Origin of the sequence: Ruegeria hyattellae (genome assembly GCF_041537925.1) — a bacterium.
Lineage (GTDB): Bacteria > Pseudomonadota > Alphaproteobacteria > Rhodobacterales > Rhodobacteraceae > Ruegeria_C.
This window is the reverse complement of the sequence record NZ_JBGOSH010000012.1, coordinates 22,184-44,473: the sequence shown is the minus strand read 5'-3', so window position 1 is coordinate 44,473 and position 22,290 is coordinate 22,184. Positions and strand designations below refer to the sequence as shown.

16 protein-coding genes are annotated in these 22,290 nt (G+C 58.1%); 9 read left to right on the top strand and 7 right to left on the bottom strand.

What is annotated here, in order from left to right; genetic code table 11:
* Window positions 1–6 precede the first annotated feature (6 nt).
* From AB1E33_RS22340 to AB1E33_RS22330, 3 genes are read left to right on the top strand one after another with little or no spacing between them, the layout of a single operon-like run.
* Window positions 7–1,425: an aminobutyraldehyde dehydrogenase gene (locus tag AB1E33_RS22340; protein ID WP_372579463.1), complete on the top strand. Its 1,419-nt coding sequence runs from the start codon at window positions 7–9 to the stop codon at window positions 1,423–1,425.
* Entirely contained in the window at window positions 1,425–2,159 is a 735-nt protein-coding gene (locus AB1E33_RS22335; protein WP_372579462.1) for an SDR family NAD(P)-dependent oxidoreductase, read from the top strand. The genes AB1E33_RS22340 and AB1E33_RS22335 overlap by 1 nt, the downstream gene beginning before the upstream one ends.
* A complete protein-coding gene (locus tag AB1E33_RS22330) occupies window positions 2,159–3,091 on the top strand; it encodes a 3-hydroxyacyl-CoA dehydrogenase NAD-binding domain-containing protein (protein ID WP_372579461.1) in 933 nt (310 codons plus the stop codon). Before AB1E33_RS22335 ends, AB1E33_RS22330 begins: the two co-directional genes overlap by 1 nt.
* Here the strand turns inward: AB1E33_RS22330 and AB1E33_RS22325 are convergent.
* Complete coding sequence (locus AB1E33_RS22325; RefSeq protein WP_372579460.1) at window positions 3,069–4,100, bottom strand: GlxA family transcriptional regulator; 1,032 nt, start codon at window positions 4,098–4,100, stop codon at window positions 3,069–3,071. The genes AB1E33_RS22330 and AB1E33_RS22325 overlap by 23 nt on opposite strands.
* Window positions 4,101–4,432: 332 nt before the next feature.
* On the opposite strand from AB1E33_RS22325, the gene AB1E33_RS22320 reads away from it, so the two are divergent.
* Complete coding sequence (locus AB1E33_RS22320; RefSeq protein ID WP_372579459.1) at window positions 4,433–4,699, top strand: hypothetical protein; 267 nt, start codon at window positions 4,433–4,435, stop codon at window positions 4,697–4,699.
* A gap of 302 nt (window positions 4,700–5,001) precedes the next feature.
* Window positions 5,002–5,391, top strand: a complete 390-nt coding sequence (locus AB1E33_RS22315) for a hypothetical protein (RefSeq protein ID WP_372579458.1) — start codon at window positions 5,002–5,004, stop codon at window positions 5,389–5,391.
* A 730-nt stretch (window positions 5,392–6,121) separates the two neighbouring features.
* On the opposite strand, the gene AB1E33_RS22310 is transcribed toward AB1E33_RS22315, so the two are convergent.
* Window positions 6,122–7,186, bottom strand: a complete 1,065-nt coding sequence (locus AB1E33_RS22310; protein ID WP_372579457.1) for a hypothetical protein — start codon at window positions 7,184–7,186, stop codon at window positions 6,122–6,124.
* Between the two features lie 233 nt (window positions 7,187–7,419).
* Here AB1E33_RS22310 and AB1E33_RS22305 point away from each other — a divergent pair, with 233 nt between their 5' ends.
* The 4 genes from AB1E33_RS22305 (at window position 7,420) to AB1E33_RS22290 (ending at window position 10,889) form a co-directional block, all read left to right on the top strand.
* Complete coding sequence (locus AB1E33_RS22305; RefSeq protein WP_372579456.1) at window positions 7,420–8,076, top strand: PepSY domain-containing protein; 657 nt, start codon at window positions 7,420–7,422, stop codon at window positions 8,074–8,076.
* A 38-nt stretch (window positions 8,077–8,114) separates the two neighbouring features.
* A complete protein-coding gene (locus AB1E33_RS22300; protein ID WP_372579455.1) occupies window positions 8,115–8,774 on the top strand; it encodes a response regulator transcription factor in 660 nt (219 codons plus the stop codon).
* A gap of 50 nt (window positions 8,775–8,824) precedes the next feature.
* Window positions 8,825–10,123, top strand: coding sequence for an ATP-binding protein (locus tag AB1E33_RS22295; protein ID WP_372579454.1), 1,299 nt, complete (start codon window positions 8,825–8,827; stop codon window positions 10,121–10,123).
* Window positions 10,124–10,454: 331 nt separating this feature from the next.
* Entirely contained in the window at window positions 10,455–10,889 is a 435-nt protein-coding gene (locus AB1E33_RS22290) for a RidA family protein (RefSeq protein WP_372579453.1), read from the top strand.
* A 194-nt stretch (window positions 10,890–11,083) separates the two neighbouring features.
* Here AB1E33_RS22290 and AB1E33_RS22285 read toward each other — a convergent pair whose 3' ends face one another.
* The 5 genes from AB1E33_RS22285 to AB1E33_RS22265 all read right to left on the bottom strand — a co-directional run bounded on the left by AB1E33_RS22285 (window position 11,084) and on the right by AB1E33_RS22265 (window position 22,283).
* The gene (locus AB1E33_RS22285) at window positions 11,084–11,290 is read right to left on the bottom strand and encodes an alpha/beta fold hydrolase (RefSeq protein WP_372579452.1); all 207 of its coding nucleotides are present in this window, start codon (window positions 11,288–11,290) and stop codon (window positions 11,084–11,086) included.
* Window positions 11,291–11,543: 253 nt separating this feature from the next.
* A complete protein-coding gene (locus AB1E33_RS22280) occupies window positions 11,544–13,271 on the bottom strand; it encodes an adenylate/guanylate cyclase domain-containing protein (RefSeq protein WP_372579451.1) in 1,728 nt (575 codons plus the stop codon).
* Between the two features lie 530 nt (window positions 13,272–13,801).
* Window positions 13,802–15,136 carry a hypothetical protein gene (locus AB1E33_RS22275; protein WP_372579450.1) on the bottom strand — a complete coding sequence of 445 codons (1,335 nt, stop codon included), beginning with the start codon at window positions 15,134–15,136 and terminating at the stop codon, window positions 13,802–13,804.
* Window positions 15,133–19,599: a hypothetical protein gene (locus AB1E33_RS22270; protein WP_372579449.1), complete on the bottom strand. Its 4,467-nt coding sequence runs from the start codon at window positions 19,597–19,599 to the stop codon at window positions 15,133–15,135. The genes AB1E33_RS22275 and AB1E33_RS22270 overlap by 4 nt, the downstream gene beginning before the upstream one ends.
* Complete coding sequence (locus tag AB1E33_RS22265) at window positions 19,599–22,283, bottom strand: hypothetical protein (RefSeq protein ID WP_372579448.1); 2,685 nt, start codon at window positions 22,281–22,283, stop codon at window positions 19,599–19,601. Before AB1E33_RS22265 ends, AB1E33_RS22270 begins: the two co-directional genes overlap by 1 nt.
* Between the last annotated feature and the right edge of the window lie 7 nt (window positions 22,284–22,290).

Sequence of the window (22,290 nt, the reverse complement as noted above, 5' to 3'; positions counted from 1 at the left end):
GGGCGAATGCAGACAAAAATGTTAATCAATGGGGAAATGGTTGAAGGAACGGGCGAACCGCTGGATGTGATGAACCCGGCAACTGGCGAAGTTCTCGAATCAGTGAGCGAGGCAAGCCAAGAACAAATCGACGCGGCGGTTCGCGGCGCGGCCGAAGCCTTTGAGGCCTTCTCGACCACGACGCCTGCAGAGCGCGCGGCGATGCTGCTGCAAATCGCTGACGTGATCGAGGCCAACAGCCAGGAACTTGCCGGGTTGGAAAGCCTTGATGTCGGCAAACCTTGGCCGTCCGCCCATGATGATGAAATGCCGCTGACGATAGATGTGTTCCGCTTTTTTGCAGGCGCAACACGGACGATGATGAGCTCTGCCGCAGGTGAATACGTTGCGGGCCATACCTCCATGATCCGGCGTGATCCGGTTGGCCCTGTGGCTGCAATCGCCCCGTGGAACTACCCGCTGATGATGGCGTCGTGGAAACTCGCCGCCCCTATTGCAGCCGGGTGTTCCGTGGTGTTGAAACCGTCCGAGATTACGCCTCTGTCCACCTTGCGGCTGGCCGAGCTATTGCAGGATGTGCTGCCCAAAGGGGTTCTGAACGTCATCCATGGCCGCGGCTCCGGTGTCGGGAGTACATTGATCAACAGCCCTCAGATGGAAGCCATCAGCGTCACCGGCTCGCCCGCCACGGGCATGGCCGCGATGCGAGCAGCGTCACATCAAATCAGACTTGTGCATCTGGAACTGGGTGGCAAGGCACCCGTAATCGTTTTTGACGATGCAGACCTAAAGGCCGTGGCCGAGACGATCCGCTATGGCAGCTATTTCAACGCAGGTCAGGATTGCGCCCAGCCGTGCCGCATCATGGTTGCGGACCGCGCCTACGACAAGCTCGTCGATGCAATCTCTGACCAGATTGGCCAAATCCGGATTGGTGCACCCAAGGCCGACGGCACGGAAATGGGCCCGCTGGTATCTGCTGCCCAAAAAGATCGTGTCGCAGGTTTTGTCGACCGGGCGCGTGGCACGGCTCAAGTCGTTTCTGGTGGCGCGCCGGGCAAAGGAAGCGGGTACTTCTATCAGCCCACACTCATCGCCAATGTGGACAACACCGCCGAGATTGCCTGCAACGAGGTCTTTGGCCCGGTGGTTACAGTGTCGCGCTTCTCGGACGCGGAAGAAGCTCTAAACATTGCCAATGCGGGACCTTACGGGCTGGCATCTTCGGTCTGGACCCGCGATGTCGGGCGCGCCATGCAGATGACCTCGAGGCTGCGCTACGGATTCACCTGGGTGAACACGCATGGGGTCGCAACACCCGAAATGCCATGGGCCGCAATGAAGGGGTCCGGCACCGGCAGCGACATGTCCGTTTATGCTTTGGACGCCTATACCGCGATCCGCCATGTCATGGTTGCGCACTGATGCGGCTGGTTGGAAAAAAGGCTTTCGTCACTGGCGGTAGGCAGGGAATCGGACGCGGTATCGTGGATACATTCATCGCTGAAGGCGCTGAGGTCGTCACATGTGGCCGGGGTGCCGCCCCGGACGGCATTCAAGCCGGATGGCTGGCGCTGGATGTCTCTGACACGGATGCCGTCGCCAATGCTGCTGGTAAGCTTGGCGCAGTGGACATCGTCGTGAACAATGCCGGTGTGCAGGTCGAAAAGACCGTTGTGGACAGCACAGATGCTGATTGGAACCTGGTAATGGGTGCCAATGCCAAGGGGGTATTCAACGTCTGCCGCGCCCTGATCCCGCAGATGCGCGAGGGCGGCTCGATCATCAATATCGGATCGATCTCGGGGAGCGTCGCCGACCCGTCCATGGCTCTGTACAACGCCTCGAAAGCCTTTGTTCATGGCCTTACAAGGTCGATCGCGGTGGATCACGGGCCAGGACTACGCTGCAACGCCATCTGCCCGGGCTGGATTGAAACCGGCATGTTGGATGCTGGCTTTGACCTCGCCGATGATCCGGCGGCGGCCAAGGGCGATGCCCTGGCGCGTCACGCCGTCAGGCGCTTTGGCACCGCCGCCGATATCGCGTCGATGGCCGTGTGGCTGGCCTCTGACGAGGCGTCTTTTGCCACAGGTCAACTCTTCACGGTAGACGGGGGCATGACTGCCGCCTCGCCGCTTAATCCGGGACTGTTTTGATGTCGGCAATCGAACGGACCGCCATTTTGGGTGCAGGTGTTATCGGCGCAAGCTGGGCGGCCTTGTTTCTGGCGTCAGGTCGTCACGTGGTCGTGTTTGACCCTGATCCCAATGTCGAAACCGCCGTGCGCGGGTTTGTTGAAAAAGCCTGGCCTGCTTTGGAAGAGCTGAACCTCACCAAACGCGCCACACCGGATGCCATTGAGTTTGTCCAAACAGCCGCGAAAGCTGTGAGTAATGCGCAGTTTATCCAGGAAAACGTCCCAGAGCGACTGCCCATAAAACATGCAACCTATCAAGAGATCGAACCCGTCCTGGCAAAAGACGCGATCGTATCGAGTTCGACTTCGGGGCTAACCCTCGAGGCCTTGCAGGAGGGCTGGCATGATTCAGCCAGATTGATTCTGGGGCATCCGTTCAACCCTCCGCATTTGATCCCACTCGTGGAATTGACTGCAAATGCCGCCACGGCTCCAACCGTTCTGGATCGCACCGAAACCTTCTACAAAGACATCGGCAAAGTCACGATACGGATCAACAAGGGCTTACCCGGGCATGTAGCGAACCGTTTGCAGGCTGCGGTCTGGCGTGAAGCCGTCCATATGGCGGTCGAAGGCATTGCCAGCGTTGAAGACATCGACAAGGCGATGTGGGCGGGGCCTGGGCTGAGGTGGGCTGCAATGGGACCAACGACACTGTTTCACCTCGGGGCGGGAGAAGGTGGGCTTCAGGCGTTCTGCGATCACTTCAAGGACACGTTCAACGGTTGGTGGGATGATTTGGGTGACCCGCGGCTCGACGATGCTGTGATAAGACAACTGGTCGAAGGGATGGCCGAACAGGCACGCGGCCGGAACACAGAAGAGCTTTCAGCTGAAAGAGACAAAATGCTGACCGCCATGCAGACAGCTACACGGAGCCTTCGCTCTTGATATGCGGATCGAACATTGGCCAAGCGCGGAATTCGAACGGAACACGTCCTTCAATGCGATCTTCTCTGGGCGAAAGCCCAAACCGCTGCTTGTAAGCCCGACTAAAGTGAGCCTGACCATTGAAACCGGAAGCAGCGGCAATCTCGCTAAACTTCAATTCGGTTTGCGTCACCAGACCCCTTGCGCGATCAAGCCGGATTTTGCGGTAGTATTCGACCGGCGACTTGTGAACATATTGCCTGAACAATCGGCTGAGTTGTCTTTGTGAGATGCCCAGCCGCCTTGAGATCTCAGGGATCGAGACGACCGCTTCCAGATTTGCCTCCATCAGATCGATCGCTTCCCGAACCGCAGCCGATGTTGCATATCCCATCGGTTCAATTCCTTTGGGGTTCTGAGAGCGATCCTCTCCGCGTACATCGTGGTGGAACAGGTATCGTGCCGCGGCATTCGCAATGCTCTCTCCAGCAACTGAATGCACGAACCGCAACCCAAGGTCTGTCGCGGCCGTGCCGCCGCAACAGGTGAAAACTCTGCCTTCTAAAACAAACATTTGCTCCGATACGTTGGTCTCCGGTGCGATTTCGATAAAAGCATCGATGTGTTCATAATGAACTGTTGCGGTTTTGCCCTTCAGCAGACCGGCGTTTGCCAAGACAATTGCTCCGGTGTCCAGACCGCCAACAATTGTTCCTGCCGCCGCCCATTTCCGAAGCGCTGCCCTGAGCGAGGGCGACATGTGCCGCTCGGGCGTCCAGCTTGTGCTGACGAGGACGAGCCAGGGTTTATGGTGGGCAACCGTTTCGATCGTTTTCGTCTGAATAAGCAAACCGCTGCTCGATTCTACAATTCCGCCTGTTTCCGATGCGTAGGTCCAGGTGAAGCGCGCTGATCCCGACAGGTAGTTTGCCACTCTGAAAGGGTCGACAAAAGATGTCGTCGCCGAAACGTTAAAATGCGGGGCAACTAAGACAACGATTTCGAGGTTGTGCAGAGAATTTTCGGGCATGGCCAAATTTTTATAATTGTGGCCGGAACTGTCAATTCATTGGATTTGTATGAAAGCTAGCAGATGAGCGCCGTATGGCTGATCAGCCCCGGCTAAGTGGTCCAATTTGATTGTTAGTGCATTGTCGGTCCTGTTCCCATTGGGATAATGGTTTTGCGGGGCTGGCGGGCGGTAGCCCAATGCACTGGGGCTCTTGTAACTCCCCCCTCCACGAATATGAAAGCGAAGGCCAGAGCAAATGGATGCACCGATCCTGCATTTCGGATTTGTCCGCCACAGCCAGCAACCGCGCCCGCTGGCCCATTCGTAAGCTCCGGCATCAGGTTGAGGCCGTGATCGGCAACGATCTCTTGCATAACTGCGCGGGCGTTCTTCCCAGCGACGTCACCCAAGCCAACCGTACCGCAAAGATGCAGGAACTGGATACGCAGCTCGCCGGGTTGTTTGTCACTCGCGCGGCAATCTCTAATGTACCTGCGGACACATTCGATGACTTCTTGGAACTACATGTTGAAGCGCTGTCGTGGATAGCGAGGGAAAACGCAACGCCGATAGAAGAGCGGCTTGCACGGGTTCGAGCAAGGTATAGGCTAATCTAACAACTGAGAGATCACAGGCGGTGGACTGCCCCCAGAAGCTCCCTCATTCATTATGAGAGTTTATGGGCCTGAGTTTCATGGTTTTCGTCGCCCGCTTGGGCAAGCGCGTCGTGCACGGGCCCCTCAAATTGATCAAGCGCTCGACGTGCTTATGCGGGTGGCTTGATTGAGGCGTGTTCGGGCAGGCGGCAGTTTCAAGCGACATCCTGCCACTTCTGGCATGCAAGGGCTTAAATTCCATCGCCAACGGGCTAAGTCAGTCCTGCAGACGGATGGGCCAACGATCATTGGGGACGGGATAGATGAGACTTTTGGTTTCGATGCTGGCTGTGGTCACATTAGTGATGGCTCCGGCTGCCTTTGCAAATAACGGCAAGGGCAAAGGAAACAACAAAGCCAAGAGTCACAAAGAACATGCAGTGCAGTTGCCTGCGACGGTCAATCCTGGCCGTGCGCACTGTCCACCTGGGCTAGCGAAAAAGGCCGTTCCATGTGTCCCGCCCGGGCAGCTTAAGCGCTATGGGATCGGCGACTATATCTACAACGACTACTCCGCTCTCAGCGATCCGCGCCGATGGGGTTTACGACCGAATGGCTACTACGTGCAGGCTGGCGGCTATGTCTATGAGGTCAGCCGCGATTCCCACCAGGTTTTGAATCTGATAGGCGCGGTTGCGGACATCCTGAACTGACTCGTGAACAATGAATGCCATTGCTTGAGGTCTTGGCGGGTCAGCCGTCTAGGTTGCCGAAGCCCATGCGCGGGCATCAGCAGGATTGCGTCTTTCGGAATTTGAGTCTGCGTTGAGGATAGACCGTCGTGCTCATTCGAGGTGTTAACCAATACCGTCGATGCGTGAACAGCAATATTAACAGAACGTGAACGAAGTGTTCTGTGAGCGTTCAAGCAATTTCGAGCATACTGATATTCGTTGGGCCGGGTGAACCACCAAATGCTCGACTTCATGGAAGGGGAAACGCATGAACAAGAGCGCCATTGAGCTTCCGATGCAACGCACTCCCGCAGAACCACATCCCTCAAAGTCTGCGCTGTGCAGCGGAGTCTCAAAAACTACAAATTTGAGCAGTAGTCGCTTCCCTCCTATCGAAATCTCTCTCTCGGAAATCATTAAGAACAAGCGACTTGATGAGGCAAAAAGGGACGGCTGAGTTTGCGACGCAAGAATCTCAGTGTTCCCCGACTACTTTCTACTCGGGAAACCGCAGTGGCCAGAGCCCGCTCCTGATCGGAGCGGGCTGTTTCATGTATATTCAGGTGTAGTGGATCAGCCTGTCACCTATCCCACTTGAACTGACCAGGGTCGAACAAAAAAGGCCGGGTCAGCCGCGCTAATTCGTCATTGCTTGGCTGACCCGACCCGCTACGCCTCTGTGAGTGGCAGGGCGGATGGTATTGAGCGGCTAGAGGCCCAAAATTGATTTTACGGTGGCTTCAACCTCGTCGGTCACCGGCTTGTTTGCCGCGTTTTCGAGCGCCTCGCGTTCGATATCTGCCTGATCTTCTGCCAATTCGGTTAGGTCCTCGACCTCGGCCACCTTATCCTCGTATTCGACAGCAGATTTCCGTTCAGCGTTCAGGTCTTTGGCGGTATCAATGGAGTCCTCCAGATCAGCGTTGGCGGCATTGAGCTCTGCTTCGATCTCTGGATCAGAACCACCGGCATCGGCGAGTGCGTCTTCCAGCTCGGTTACTCTTTCCTTGTTCTGTTGGACATCGTTCAGCGCTGTTTCAAGATCGTCCTCGACTTCACTTGATGGCCGCTCAGGCGGTTCCAGGCTGTCGAGATGATCTTCGGCTTCCTGCAAGTCTTCGCGCAGTTCGTCCCCCTCAAGCACCGTATCGCGGTACGTCGCAATGCGGCCGACGCGTGAATTGGGAGACGCGTTCCGCAGTGCGGTTTCGCTGGCATTGGCGGCGTTCAGCGCGCCCAGTTCCGAGGGGTGCGCTCCAAGAAGCTCGGCCATTGTGTCTCCGGATGCCCGGGCTGCAGGTCGAATTGATTTGGTGACCGTGGCGGTTCTTGCGGTTTTTTGGATTGTACGAGTGGTTCTCTGGCTGGATTTCGCTTTCGTGGTGCGGGTCTTCTGGCCGCCAAACAAGCCCTTCAGAGAGAACCCCTTCCGCTTGGAGGATTTCGAGCCAGACCCTTTCGACTTGGAGCTTTTGCGGTCAGACCGTCCCGCGGTTTTTTGTCCATCACTCTTACCCGCAGCCGATCCGCCACTCTTAGCGCCTTTGCCGACGCCACTATTGCCCTTGCCGCCGCCCTTATCGCCACTGTTGCCTTTGCCACCGCCCTTATCACCACCGTTGCCTTTGCCACCGCCTTTGCCGCCACCATTCCCTTTACCCTCTTTTGCATATGCAAAATCGGGAACCGCGACCGTCGCGACAATCGCTGTTGACCCCAGAAGGGCAATTGCGATGGCGGAAGCTTTCAACGCGCTGGTTTTGGTGGTCTTCATAACAGGCCTCACATATCACGGGCTATATTTGGCGTTCCGGACCCCGCCAAAATCGGGTGTCGGGCGCAGAAGGCTGGCGTTCGAATCAGTGAACACCGCCATTTGAACGCATGCTCGTTGAACTGAGGCGGAACTGGCTGTTCATCGACAGTTCACATTGAAATCGGTAGCTTCGGGAGAGTTTTGCGCAGTAAAGAGTGTCAACGATGAGGAAGCTCTTGGCGATGATATGTATGGCCACTCTTCTCCTGGCCGGAGAGGGGAACGCTGCTGCTCGCGAACTGAAGCAATCCGAGCTGCGCAAGGCGACCACATCGGGTGGTGCCATCCGCTTGAAGAAAGTCATCAAAGGCGTCGAGAAGGTCTTTGGCGGAACCCCCGTCGACGCACGGGCCTTCAAGACAGACAAAGTTTATTATCGAATTCTGGTTAAGAAGCCGAACGGCAAAATCATCAGCGTCATCGTCAACGCGCAAACCGGCGCTGTTGTACCAAACCGGTCACGTGTCGGTCGCCAGATATCAGAGGCTGCACGTTCAAATCCCGGACACTCGGCCAACGCCAAATCCAACGGGAAAGCCAGCAACAAAGGCATCAAAGGCAATGGCGGAAATCGTAGCGCCAACGGGAACGGTGGCGGCAATGGCGGCGGAAACTCCGGTGGCAATGGCGGCGGAAACTCCGGTGGCAACGGTGGCGGCAACGGAGGTGGAAACTCCGGCGGCAACGGCGGCGGCAACGGAGGTGGAAACTCCGGAGGCAATGGCGGCGGCAACGGAGGTGGAAATTCCGGAGGCAATGGCGGCGGCAACGGAGGTGGAAACTCCGGAGGCAATGACGGCGGCAACGGTGGTGGAAACGGCGGCGGTAAGGGCGGAGGCAAAAAATGATAGAAATGCCCCCATCCGAGCCTCTATGATTTCATGGCATGAGACTATTACTGGCAGAAGATGAACCGCACCTTTGCGAGCAGATCAAAAAGCTCTTAAATGCTGAAGGTCGGGTCGTAGACGTTGTCCATAGCGGTGTTGAGGCCCTGCATCTGGGGTCGACCGAGCCATACGACATGATCATCCTCGACATTGGCCTGCCGGAACGCGATGGCATATCCGTTTTGCGCGAATGGCGCAGCGCTGGCATAAGAACTCCGGTGTTGATCCTGACCGCACGAGAGGGGTGGAGCGAGCGGGTAGATGGTTTGGATGCGGGTGCTGATGACTACATGACGAAGCCATTTCACATGCCTGAACTGGCGGCGCGCGTGCGTGCCATCTTGCGTCGCCAAAGCGGGCAGCTAAACTCGGTGATCGAGATGGGGAATGTCATTTTGGACACTCGAAATGGTCGGGTGACCGTAGACGGAATTCCAGTTGATCTGACCGCACAAGAAATTGCTGTGCTCACCTATCTGGCTCATAACGCCGGGCGCATGATTTCGAGAACTGAACTTTCCGAACACATTTACGAGTATGACGGGGATCGCGACTCGAATACCATCGCCGTCTTCATAACCCGCTTGCGCAAGAAACTGGGATCCAATCTCATCACAACGGCTCGCGGTCGTGGATATATGATAGATTCAGCCTGATGTTATCCCTGCGTCAACGGGCATTGTTAGGCGGGATAGCATCCGGGGCTTTGTCCGTTGGGGTAGGCACGCTCGCGGTATTCTCGTACATTGATACAAGGGTTTCAGACCGGTTTGACACCACGCTGCTGGATCGCCACACGCAGCTCGTCGTGGGGCTGAATGTGGCAACCGACAACCCCGAGGCGCTACGTGACCTGATGTTCGATCCGGCATATGGCGCGCCATATTCTGGGCGGTATTGGCAGGTTTCCAGCCGTGACGGCGAGATATTTGCATCCGCCTCGCTCTTTGGCGAAACCATAGCCGAGCCACGGGGTTCCCCGGACACGCCGACCATTTGGAACACTCTGGGCCCCGAAAACGAAGCAGTTCGCAGCGTCTATCAGCTAATCACCTATGAGGATGGAACGGTTTGGGGCGTAAGTGTAGCCGAAAGCCAAGACCAGCTGGTTGAGGAACGGCGTGTCACACAGCAGAGCCTGTTGCCGGTATTCGCACTGGTTGGGTTGATTGGCGTCGCCGGATCGCTGCTTCTGACGTCTGTAATCCTGAGGCCACTTCGAAAGCTGCGAAGCGATGTGGCCCACCGCTGGGACAGGGATGAAGACCTCAAGCCTTCAGACTACCCTGAGGAAGTGTCTCCTCTGGTTCGAGATCTGAATCAACTCCTGGGCCGCAATCGGGACATCGTATCTGGGTCCCGACGACAAGCCGCCGACCTGGCGCATGCGCTCAAGACCCCAACCGCGATTTTGCGCAATGAATTGGTGGCCTTATCCGATACCGGCACCCCGATCGACACCGCGCAAGAGGCCCTTGATCGGATCGACGCACAGCTTGCTCGGTCGCTTGCACGAATGCGGGCGATGAACACTGCGGAATTGACCCATTCCCGAACAGATCTGTCAAATTCCATCAACCGGCTGACGCGGCTGTTTTCCATAATGGCTGAACGGGAAAGCAAGACTCTGGGTGTCAGCTGTGATCCGGATCTGTGGATTCGCATGGACACGCAGGACATTGAGGAGGTCTTGGGAAACTTGCTGGATAATGCGGTGAAATGGTGCCGCAATTCCGTAAGATTAGCCGCCATTCAACAAGAGGGTAACATCGAAATTCGCATCGAGGACGACGGACCAGGAATTCCCGAAGCCGCACGACGGGAAGCCCTGCGATCCGGAGGGCGGCTGGACACCTCTGTCACTGGAAGCGGATTGGGGCTGGCAATTGCGGTCGATTTGCTGAACGCCTACGGGGCTAAGCTCGACTTGGGCAGATCAGGCGCACTCGGCGGGCTGGAATGCAAGGTGGTGATCCAGTCCGTGATCAACACCATGCCAGCATAGTTAATCGCATTTCACCCACTGATTGGAATTGCTACAGAGCGCAGCCCTTGATGGTTCACAGCGAGCAATTTCTGTTGCGCTTCCGCCACGGTCTGACTTCGTTCCATGAGCAGCCCAAGTCCAATACCTGTTCTGGACTACAACCGGTCAGCTAACCAAAACAGTCGGATGTCCGTTGCGGAACCCAAAGCGCAGGATAATACGCTGAGCATGAAGGTCGACTTTTCTGATTAAGCTGTATTAGGACATACCTTGCTTGGACGGATTTCGAGGGTCGAAGTAGTCTGAGAGTATTCAACCAAGTAGAATTTCAGGACTTGAAGGGCGCGACATGGCAAAGAGCTTCGATCCACCGAATGTCTGGCGTCCTTTCGGGGCTTTCTCCCAATCTGTCATTTCAGGCAATGGGCAAACGATTTATCTCAAAGGGCAAGTTGCGCTTGGACTAGACTGCCAGATTGTCGGCGTCGGCGACATGGAGACTCAAGTCGGTCAAGTCTTGCAGAATATATCCAGCATTCTTGGCGCGATGGGCGGAAGGATGAGCGACGTCGTATCGCTTCAGCAATTCACAACAGATATTCAGAAATTCATGCGCTGTGGCGAAGTACGAACGAGCTTCTTTGAAGCACCATATCCTGTAACGACCACTCTAGAAGTTTCATCGCTATACGATCCCAGGTTGCTGATCGAGATCACCGCCATTGCGGAGATCCCTTTGGACCGCTTCGCCATGCCAGAAACTGCTCAGGAGAAACATCAGTAATTCGAAAGGGGTGCCGGATGTCCGGATTGAGCCCAACTGCGACATTGGAAAACGCCGCAACATCTTCCAGTCAGGAGGTTAAGCGGCTTGTTCAAACAGGATTTCATCGGCAATCCGCAACATATCGCATAGAAACCCGTCGAAATTCTCGCGCTGGCTGCGGTGGTAACTAAGAACGCAGCGAAGCCCATGCTCTAATCAGGCCCAAAGGTGCTGATCCCGGACACATCCTCTATATGCGTGGCCAGATCGGTTTCGTCACTCACGAGGTGAGCACGTTCACCCAACCCTGTCAGTGTAGGGGTAAAAACGTCTTGGCCTTCCCTGCGCAGAAGCGCGGCTACGCGAGCCCAGCACCATCCCCCTTGCCACGCTCCATGGACCAATACAAATGTCGCCATAACCCGCCCAACTCCGCCGATACTGTAATGACATTAGATTCAACAGGGCCACCTCGTCCACAGCATCGATTGGACGTTCAGCACGAGCATCTGCAAAAGTACACTTCTGAAATGAGCCCAGAGTCACCATTATCTGCAATCCGTTCGATTGGCTTGGCGCAGCCCGAAGCGGACATTCAAATCCGTGCTTTGCATTTACTAAGATGCGCGATCAAGCTGCCGGTTTTGTCAGCGCGACTTGCTTCCGGCACCGTTATTCTGGCAACCCTGCCTGGCGAAGTGCCTCAAAGTAGCGTTCAGCGCCTTCAGAGCCGCCATAGTCCACGTTGCTACGCCACTTCGAAATCGTTTCACTAGGTTCCATTTGCAGCATTTGCGCCAAAGCCACGGACGCTTTCTCAGGTTCCCCAAGCATTGCGTGAGCAGCGGCCCTCGTGCTGTGGAGCGCGGCATAGTTTTTCGAGAAGCGCAGACCTGCTTCTGCAAAGGCGATAGCATCATGGTCTCGACCAAGCATTACGCAAGAGGTGGCGGCACCTCCGGAAGCACCCACGAAAACGGCTCCATATCGGCCCAACCGAAGCGCCGTCTGAAAGCAACTCAATGCCATCTTAGGAAACCCGGCCCAGTTGTATCCCCAACCCATAAACAAATGCAGGCGGGCATCTAATGGCGCTCGTTGCCGGATTTGCTCCAGCGCCACGGAAAGTCGATCCACATCCCCATCCACATTGTAGTCAGCCACTGCAACACTCAGATCAAGCGTTGGGCTTTGCCCTGCCATCTGCCGTCCGGCCTCGATCCAGCGTGGCAATTTCTCATAGTAAGATGACAGCTCGCGACGAAGATCATAGGTTCTTGCGCCATTCATTGTCCAAATGGCTTCGGCATAGGCGGCAGCGAGGGTTGGTTTGGCTTTGATGGCCCTGGCGTGGTACGACAATGTCTCTTCATAGCTGTCGATGCCGGCATCAGACCATGCGATCATGCCCATCAGGACGCACTGCTCGGCGGTCAGTTCGTCTTCTGGCAATGCGGAGAGTTTTGCGGTCTCAGACTGGATCAAGATCCCACTAACGGCATCCAACAGCTTTTCTACGACCTCGTCCTGCCAATCGAAGATAGCTTCGACCAAACCGTCGAACTTCTGAGTCCAGATTTCAGAACCAGAAGGATCATTTAAGCGGGCTTCCAAACGCAATCGGTCACCGTGTCCACGCAGCATGCCGCGAAGCGTATATCCCTCTGGTGGCTCCGTGGAGGATATCGCCGCGTTTAGCCAGTTGATCGTTCGTAAATAAGAACCGAAATCTGAAGTGAGAGCTGCGGCCATTTCCTTTAGTTCAGTGCGTTGGTCGCTGCACGTCACAGGATGGATGGAGAGCTTTGGCAAGCTCGTCTCTGTGAAAGAATGCGAGCTTTGCGATGCGCCCTGGTGCGGTCCATCGTGAATCCACACATCCAGGCTGCGCTCGATGTTCTTGAGCTTCTTCTTCCCTACAGCTTTAAACGCGTCTGCCAGAGTGTGTTCAATGTTCAAGTGTACGGGTTCAGAAATAGCGATGCCACCGGTTGGCGCAATGCTCTCAAGGCGCGCGGCAATGTTTACACCGTCACCCAAAATGTCGTCACCTTTTTCTGTGATGTCACCCACATGAACACCGATCCGCATGTTCATTAACGAGTGTTCAGCCAACTGCTCTTGTAGCTGCATTGCTGCGGTCACAGCTTGCGCCGCGCTGTCAAATCGCGCCAACCAACCATCACCCATGCTCTTCACGACCCGACCTGATTGGCCCGCTATTGTTGGGGTGACAATGTCACTTTCCAGGTGATCAAGCATTAGAAGTGTAGCTTGCTCATCTTTGTGCATGAGCGCCGAATACCCAACGACATCCGCGGCCAGTATTGCCGCCAATTTTCGTTGCAATTGTTGTCCCTTGCTCGACATGCTTTGACAATAGTAGATGCGGCTCTTCACTCCAACTGGCTGATTACGAAGCCCGCTCAGGGCTCTAGGACACCGTTCGCAACCCATAGCTGCCATTCGTGCAGCAACCGGAGAATGTATGTTCCGAGCCCGTTTTGGTCATAGTTTGATCGCAGCGATCGCCTCGTAATACGAACTTCCTAAGAGACGATCATGTAGTACTTCCGCAATTTTTCTGTGATCTCCCAGATCAACCTGCTCCCTTTTTTGATGAAAAACGTATCGCCAGCCGTGAAGGTCTGCGATAACCCCTGTCCGGTTCGCCGGATTGCAAGTCCCCAGCGCGCCCCGGTGGCAGGCGAAAGCCTAAACCGCAGCGACGCAGCGCGACCGCTTAACCCTTCCTCAATCAACTTTTGAGACCGCGCCCGAAGCGCATCCGGCAAAGGTGCTGACATGATCCATCCTCCCAAACAGGATGAATCACAAATCAGAACCAATGGGAATCCCAACGATTCAGGTTTTCGGCAGGACGCTTTAAATTGCCGCCCCTCAGGGTCCGCGGCGTGCATATCCCCAGCTCACTTATCGGCAGTGACCGGTAGGAGATCGTCGAAGGTCAGCTTCGGCTTTTTGGTTGGACCGGCGATATTCCGGTCGCGGCCAATCCAGAAGTATACCTCGTCATCGCTTCCTCGTGCAAAGCGATGGAGGCGCCGCACCCTGACTCCTGACCGTGGAACGTCTTCCTCGTTCAAATATAGGCTCTCGGCAATTATCTCGCCCCGGTATTGGGGATTTTTTGACGAGTAAGCCTCGCTCGACCGCGCCCTGCGAAGCGCGATGTCGCCATCGACCGCAGGGACACCGGCTGTCTGTCGCGGCAGGTACGGGATAAACGACCGGGCTGTTTCGGACTTCAACCGGAATCTAAGATCTGCGGTTGAGGCCAGCGCGTCAGCTTCATCCGCATGGATCGCCTCCCCGGGCTCCAGGACGGTTGCAAAGAGCCCGTCCGAGCCAGTCAGTTGCCGTTCCCAACCCCAGATCAAATTCGCGGCCTCGTCCCGCAGGAAGCGTACCTCTTCGATAAGATCATTTTCACCGACTCGCGCTGCAGTGTTGAGACACAACAGCGTCGAGGAATTTGTCCGCTCCTCGTCGCCCAGATTCATAGCGTAGATCGACCATGGATCGTCTCTGGGCGCTGACTGGGCTCCGACGGGGTCGACCGACGACACAACGCCAAAGCTGTCGACGACACGAACGTCTTCAATCTCGCGCACAGCGCCTGACGGCATTGGCGCGGGGATTGTGTACCAGTTTTTCATGTCGGTGTAGAAAAACTCCGGCAGCAGAAGGGAGAGTATGTTTGGTTCCGCACCCTCTCCTGAATCGAAGTAGGCTTCGCGATCCTCGATCTCCCAGAATCGTGGTTCGGGCACCCCTCGAATCTGAAGCTGACCGGGAACCATCTCTAGCCTTTGTTCTTCACCCGGCGACCCGCCCTGGAGCGTCAGGCTGAAATCATGCCAATCCATCGCGCGGCCATCGTAGCCCCGCGCCTCCATTTTGTGCCGATCGGTTGAGAGGCTAAAACCATACTCAAGCGCAGACGGCTTCCAGCCGTCGGGCCGCACCGTCTGGCCGGTTGGTTCGGATTCTACAAGGTATTCTAGCGGAGCGTGCGCCGAAACATCCACACTTCGGCCGCCAACCTGGCAGGTCTCCAGCGGATATATGCGGGCCTCTACGTGAATCTGCATCGGCAAACCGCCGGTTTCAGCCTCAAATTCCCCCAGCTGCCACTGCCGGGCCAGGTACCAGAGCGGGTCCTTGGTGCGCGCCTCCAAAGCCGTGTTCAGATCAGCCGATACATTGGTGCTGAAGAGCTGCTGTGATCCCGAGGCGCTCATGATCCCTGCTTCCTATTGCGGCCAAAGCGATTTGTTTGGTTCCAGTTCTCACCCATGGTATGCAGATTGCTCACGTCAACCACGTTGTGCACGCCGGGCGCAGAGAACCATTCGTGCAACACGGACTTGAATTTCGCCTCCGGAATGCGCGGGCGTTCGTTAGCACCGCTGCCGACATGGGCCACGAGGTTGGAGAGCGGAAGAATCGTGTCGGTCAGAGGTGTCGACTGCGTGGTGAGGGCGCGGATGCGCAAGAGGTCAATCATCTCGCCAACCATTGCAGCGGCGTGTGAAGTGTCCCAGCGCGGGGCAAATGGATCTTCTGGGACGGCGAGCACCAGTGCATTGGGCGCCTCCGCTTGCGGCGTGTCATAGTTGATTGCGATGGCGGCGTCCTGCTGGGTGCTGGGTCGTTTCTCGACCCATTCATCAACGACAAGTCCGCTGATCGTCGCCGCGCCCAGATCATCTGTTTTCGACAGAAAAATACCACGGTGGTAAGCGCGTGGTGCAAGGGACTCGTCGCGCGTATCACTCAACTCGTCGTCGGCGTCGTCCGCAGTCGCGCCAGCACTCACCGCATAGCCGGAATGGCTTTGACCAACCTCTTCAAGAAGCCCCGCAAGTCGTGCGCGGTACTGCGGCCAGGGACCAAGCGCATCACTCGCCGCCTGCTGTGCCTCCAGCAGCGGGCTCAACGGCGCGCTTTTGCCAAAAACCGGGAACAGCGCCAACGTCTCGACACCAGTGATCAAGCGCACTGCTGCCATCGAGGCGTTCAGTTCGGCCCGCGCCTCGGACAGGGTCGCTGCCGAGCCGGCCCGGCCTTTGCGTGCTTTTGACAGGTCGCGAAGCCGCGCATCGAGCGCTGACAAATTCTGCCTTAGGGCTGTTTCCCAACCGACCATGTCCTCGGTCAGACGTTCCGGTGCCGGACGCTGGCCGGCGCCGTTAACAGACCATCGTTCAAGCGCGGCGAGAGACCTATGCAGCTTTACCACCTGCAGGCGTAAACGCCGATCGTTCGACCGGGATTCGCCCCACGCCGATCCCGGCTTCTCGTAGCGCTCGGCAATAGCGAGAAACATGCGTTTCAGCAGCGAGGCATATTTTCTCCGTTCTACCCTCAGGGCCGTTTCCAACCGCTCGGCGCGCGCCCACATATCGACCGCAGCGCCCATCAGCGCAGAACTATGCTGAGTTTCGTCCAGCGGATGCGCGGGATCAGCGGCGTTGGACAGGTCGCCGGGCGATAGTGGCTGGCCTGCATGTGCCATGCGCCAGAGCCCCGCTGCCTTTTCCGTTGCCTCGGCCGCCTTGCCCAGTTCGGTTTCGATTACGATGCCTGCCGCCACGAAGCCCGGACGATCAGGCATCCAACCCTGTTTGTACATCACTTCGACCCGGGTATTTGCCACATAGTGAGCAATTGCATACGCCTCGATACGCCGTCGCAGTGCGTCCACGCCCAGCTTGCCCAGATGGACACCATCGAGTTCCAAGTGCTTGCCGATCGAAACGCTGACCTTGTGCAGAACCTCGCCATCCCGAATGAGCGATGCGGTGGCAAGGATCTCTTCCAGCCTCGGAACCGCTTGGTTGATCATCGTCGCCAGACCGTATTCCGCCATGGCCAGTGGCGGGCCCATCTTCGCCGGCGCCGTCTGTGGCAGAAGTAGTGAAACCCGGTAGTCTGATGCGTGACCGCTGCGTCGTGTCCGCAGAAATTCGGGTCGGTGCGGGATCGGTCCACCGGACAAGACGCGCAACCATGCCGCAGCGACCTCAGCCGAGCCGCCGGCACGGGCGTGCACGGCCTCGGCCACAACCACGTCCGAAAGCGCATCCAGATCATTTGCAAGCCGGATCTTGACATCTCTTTGCTCTGGCGTGAGCTCGCCTGTAGCCTCGACCAGAGCAAGACCGTCAAAGCACCGCCGCCCGATCGGGCCACGCTTGCCCTTTCCGTCCGCGTCGACATTTTCCAAGGGGAACTTCTCGCGCAGCTCGTAAGTCACCGGCGTCTTGCCTCGGTCGCGCAGGAAACGCTCGCCCCGCAGGCCAAGTGCTTCGGGCAGCGGCACGCCGTGACGGATGTGGTCCATCAGCTTCAGCGCAGACCGCGTGCGTCGGGCGCTGAGGTCAATCTCGAACGCTCCCTCTGCCCGGTTGCGCAGATATGCGGATCGCAGGATCGCCGCGCTCACGGCCTGCGCCTGCCCCGGCGCCTGAATGTAGCCGTCGCTGCCGCCGGTGGCCGAGGTTTCGCGCAACTTCCCGAGCATACCGTACCAGCCGAGTTTCAGCCCTGCCTCTGGATGATCGTCGCGCAGGTGCTTGAGCCGGATCGAAGCCAAACCGGTGATCCACGCGTCCAGGCGATGCTGGAACAAGTCCACCACCTCCATCATCAGTGTCTCGAGCTCTGCCGCACCATCATTGCGCGCCGCGACCCCCCGCAGAGTCAACAGCGCATCACCGAAGCGGGCATTCACCGAGCGCAACTGCGGCAAAATCGCACTCGGGATTGTATGCAGTGTCTGGTTTGAAGCCTGCCTGAAACTCGCAACCGAATGGCTCAGCGACGTGTTCACGGCGGCACGCTGCGAGGGGCTCAGGCCAGATTTCCAGCCACCCTGGACCTGGCGCAGATTGCCGCGCCCGACAAATCTGGTGGTGCCTTTCACCACTTCAAGTACGCGATTGCGCATCGCACTCAGATGCGCCAGTCGATAGAGCAGAGGCCACGTCGTGTCGTTTTCATCAGGCTCGGGCAGATCGTCCAGCCTCTCTTCGCCAAGATCGCGCAGATATGCGGATGGCTTGTGATCGTCGCCGACACCCTCCACATAGGGACAACCCAGGCCGCTCACCTCGTGCTCACCCTCGTCGGCCACGTCAAGCCGCCGCGACACCCGAGAGGTCTGGAGGATATCCGTCAGTTTTTCCGAAGCGTCCGGATCATCCGGTTCAATCCGCAGCGTCACCCCGTCCGAGGCCCGCATCAGCAGGGTTTTGACACCCTCTGCGTATTGTCGGATGAACTCTTGATACGCCTCTTCGGCGCTCGTCAGTTCGTAGTTGCCCGCCGGGCTTACGAGACTGTCGGTCACCGGCTGCACGCCATAGGCACCATTGCCCACTTTCAGGCTGGGAAGGAGGCCACGAACGTGAACGTGCTGCGCCAGAAGCTCAATAAAGCTCGTATCGGTCACGTCGTTCATTGTCGAAGTTGCGGCGAGCGCACCATCCACTAACGCCGGGCCGATGACGCGGATCATTGCCGCAGCCTCGGCGTGGCCGTCCTCGTCAGCGCCCCTGGCTTGCATCGCGGCGCTTTCCTCAATGCCGAGCGCGTCCGCGAGCAAGGACGCGCCAAGCCTTTCTTTTTGTAAGAGTCCGAGTTCCCACCTCGTGTGGGGGCTCAGTTTAGCGTAGGCGCTTTCGCCATCATCAGGACCCGCCAGCGCGTTCGGTGTGTTATTGGTGGGCGTGTCCTGCGGCAGGTAGCTGATCCCGCCACCAGCGACGCGGTCGGCCAGCCACTGGGTGATCGTCTCGGTTCCGCTTTCGTCGCTGAGGCCGACGCATACAAGCCAGCTCGCCTCAAACGCCTGTTTGATCGCGCTTGGATCGCGCAGCTTGACCCCCATACCAAGCGCCACGGCAGCTTCGAAATCCGATACCCAGCTTGCAGTACCGAGAGCGGCCGGAGAGTAGGACACCTGGCCTGTGCCCCAGTCCTTGTTTGGCGAGATCTCCGCTCCTTCGCCCAGCTGGATCATATCGCCCTGGATCATCGCGAACACCGCCACCCGGTTGGGTAACGCAGGAATGCGGCCGATCCGGCTTGTCCACAATGGATCGCCGCCTTGGCCCTGCGTGCGCATCAAATGTACGGCGCGCGCCATTCCGGTCATCGCGACCAGCTCTGACCAGACAGCCACCAGTCCGGGATCGTCGACCTTCGGCCAATCACCGACACGCGGATGGTCCAACACCGCCTGTAGCGCAGTCTTTTCGTCTTCGGAAATCGGCGCGATGCCAGCCTCGGCGAAATTGTCGTCCGGGTACCAGCGTATCCACAATTCGCGCTCGCCTTGAAGCTTGGCAGGCTCAATAACTGGCTTCGCCTCGCTGATCGCCGCCGAGAGCTCGGCGATATCCGCGCTCATTGCGTCCATCGCTTTCTCGTCCCTCGGATCCGTCAGGCTGAGATTCTCGCGCATCTCCATCAGCCTCTTAGCTTCAGGGTGCGGGCTCAGCACGTTCAGATTGTCCTGCTCGCTCACCAGCCGGTACTCGAGACGCATCGGCATCAGCATCAGAGGCGCCTTGACCAGTTCGGGTCCGTTGCCCCCGGGTTTGCGCTCGTCACCTGACAGCAATACGCCGCCTGTGGTTTTTCCGCCGGTCTGGGCTGGCTTTTTTGGGGAGTTCTGTTTGCGGTTCGGTCGTTTCATCACAAAACCCTCCCGAGCGGCAGCAGGGCGGCCAGCGGCTTTTGCCAGAACGAGCGCGCCAATCCGGCCGATTGCTTGCTCTGGTTCCAGTAGTTCTTCGTCTCTTGCGCTGGCTTTGTCAGCCTCTTGCTGAAATCCACGTAATCCGCGTCGGTGATCCGCATATGTGCCCAGGACATGTCATCCCAGGTTTCAAGCGCCGGCGGGGTCTCCATGGCAAGCACCTCGTCCGGAACCAGCGGACGAGAGGCGCGGATGCCTGTGTTGCCAACGTCGAGGCCGAAACGCAGCCTGGCTGGGGGTTCGTAGATGGCAAAATAGGCGCGGTCCCTGATCGAGTCGGACGTAATGAAGTCGCGGCTGACGTCGAACCCGTAATAGACGCAATCGCGCCCGATCTTTCCGAAAAAGACTGGGTCGTAATCCTCCGCCGTGTTCGGATCCCATTCGTCACCAGCCGCAATGCTGATCACGACCAGCGGGTCTTTAAGCTTGCGCACGACTTCGCCCTTGATAGCGGCGACCAGGTTGGCTTTGCCGTCGGCGTCCGCCGGGTTCGAGTGCGTGCCAAGTTTCTTGCTCCACTCCCGGATTTCGATGATGTCGTCCATTCCGGCATCTTCAGGCGCTGCGCCTCGGTTCCAGAACCGGGAAAATACGGTGCCGCGCATGTCTGTGGGGTACTCGCGCCAGCGCAGCTCTTCGTTCATCGCATGGTTCGCACCGACCATCAGCGCCTCGACGAAATGACGGTTTTCTTCGTAGAACGACACGGTGTTTTCGGGCAATGCCGCTGCGTTCGACAGCACACCGTCGCGGCTGATGCGCATCAGGTAGTCGATCAATGGCTCCGGCACGCGCGGCGCACGCCAGATAATGCCTCCGACCTCTTCCTCCGCCGCCGTGCGGCCGGCGATCAGGTGGTCGGCCTTCTGCCGGGGCAGGGCGACCAGTTTGTCGCCGACCAGCTTTGCCATCTCAGCCGACGCGTAGCTGCCGACCACAGCTCCAGGTACTTGCGGCCGCGGCTTTTGGCCAAGCGTTTCGGGGTTGAAGATCCCCTCCATCGCCTTCGCCACCTCGCCGCGTTCACCGCCCTCTGCCAGCCGTTGCTCGCGACGCCACAATGCGCCATCCTCGCGCGGCTTGGCGCTGGCGCTGGGGGTTTCATCGCCCGGCATCGCAGCCATCGGCACAACCCGTCCGCCCCCGTCACTGCGCTGGGGCTTGCGGGAGAGCGTGCGGCGCATCGACAGCGAGGTGAAGCCCTCGGGCAGCCGCATTTGCTCAAAACGCATCCTGACCGAAGGCGCGGTGTCATCTGACGGGTCCACCCGTACGAACGCCGTCAACGGCTGGGAAAGCTGGACCGCCGTCTCGGACGCCAGACGGCTGAAATGCTTGGCGTCCAGTCGCCTGGCCAGAATGCTTGCCACCTGTAACTGCTGCAAGGCCTGATTGGCGGCCAGGATTTCGTCGTACTGCTCCCAGCAGAGTTGTGCGAAATGCTCGTCATTGGCGCGAACGATGTCGTGACCCAGCCCTGCTGCGGCACGGAACTTGAGGTCCAGATTGACTCGGTCAAACCAAAACCCCAGCCTTGCCCGCTGTTTCGATACTTCTTCGGCTGCTGCGTAACGTGCGCCGTAGGCCGGGAAGGTCAGCAAAGGGTCCTCACCCTTGCCGTCGACATCTCCATCGCGATCTGCCAGTACGGTGGCAAGCGTGGCGACCATCCGATCCTCAAGATTGTCCGGCGTATCCGTCTTGGGCACGACCGCATCCGGCTGGCGCAGCGCCGCTTGGGCGGGAAAGATGTAGCCCGCCGAGACAAGCCCCTCATAATACCCAACATTCTCGCCAGAGACCCAGAGCGGTGCGCCCGCTTCGTCGGCCTCATCGGCACGGATGGCTCGGAGTTTGCGCAGCAGCGCCTCCAGATCCTGGCCGCCTTCGGTCTTGAACGTGTGTCGGTAGTAGTAGGGCAGGATCACCGCGTTACCACTCGCGTGATTCCAGGCCAGAGCGGCGCCATCACCGGGGTCGGGCTCTGCTCCAAGCGCCGCTTCGAGGCCGACCTTGTAGCTGGGAACCAGAAACAGCGTGTAGGCCGTGCTTTGTTCCAGCTTGCGGCAGGCCAAGAGCCGCGAAAACCCGCGCCCGGAATCGTCGTGCAACACTTCTCCCGGAGTACCGCTGACCCCGTCCATTTCCACCTGCACATGTGCTGTGGCCCAGGCATGGTCCAGATTGGGCAGGCTCGCCTCGGCGGACGTCACTTCGATCCGCGGACACAAGGCAGAACCCTGATCGAGATAACTGAACTCATCGCGTTTCAACACAATGGCCACCAGCCAGGGGGTCAGGCGGTTCACCGCGCCACTGTCCAGTGTGTAGCGCCAGGGCAGGTCTGCGTCCTTCAGCTGTACGAATGGGAAATAGTTGGGCTCAAAGCCTTTGTTGGCATCCTCAGGCTCAACCCGCATGATCTGTCCTGGGTCGAGGCCTATCACGTCGCCCGGCCCCATCAAGTCTGATGAAACCGGAACGGCGGATCCCCGGACGCTGCCATTGCCGAGAATTTCCAGATCATAGCTCAGGCGGGGCCGGATACCGGCCAGATCGGCACCCGCCGCCGCGCCGCTGCGGAGGTTGGGAAGAAAGGCGAATTTTCCAACGCTCATATTCCTC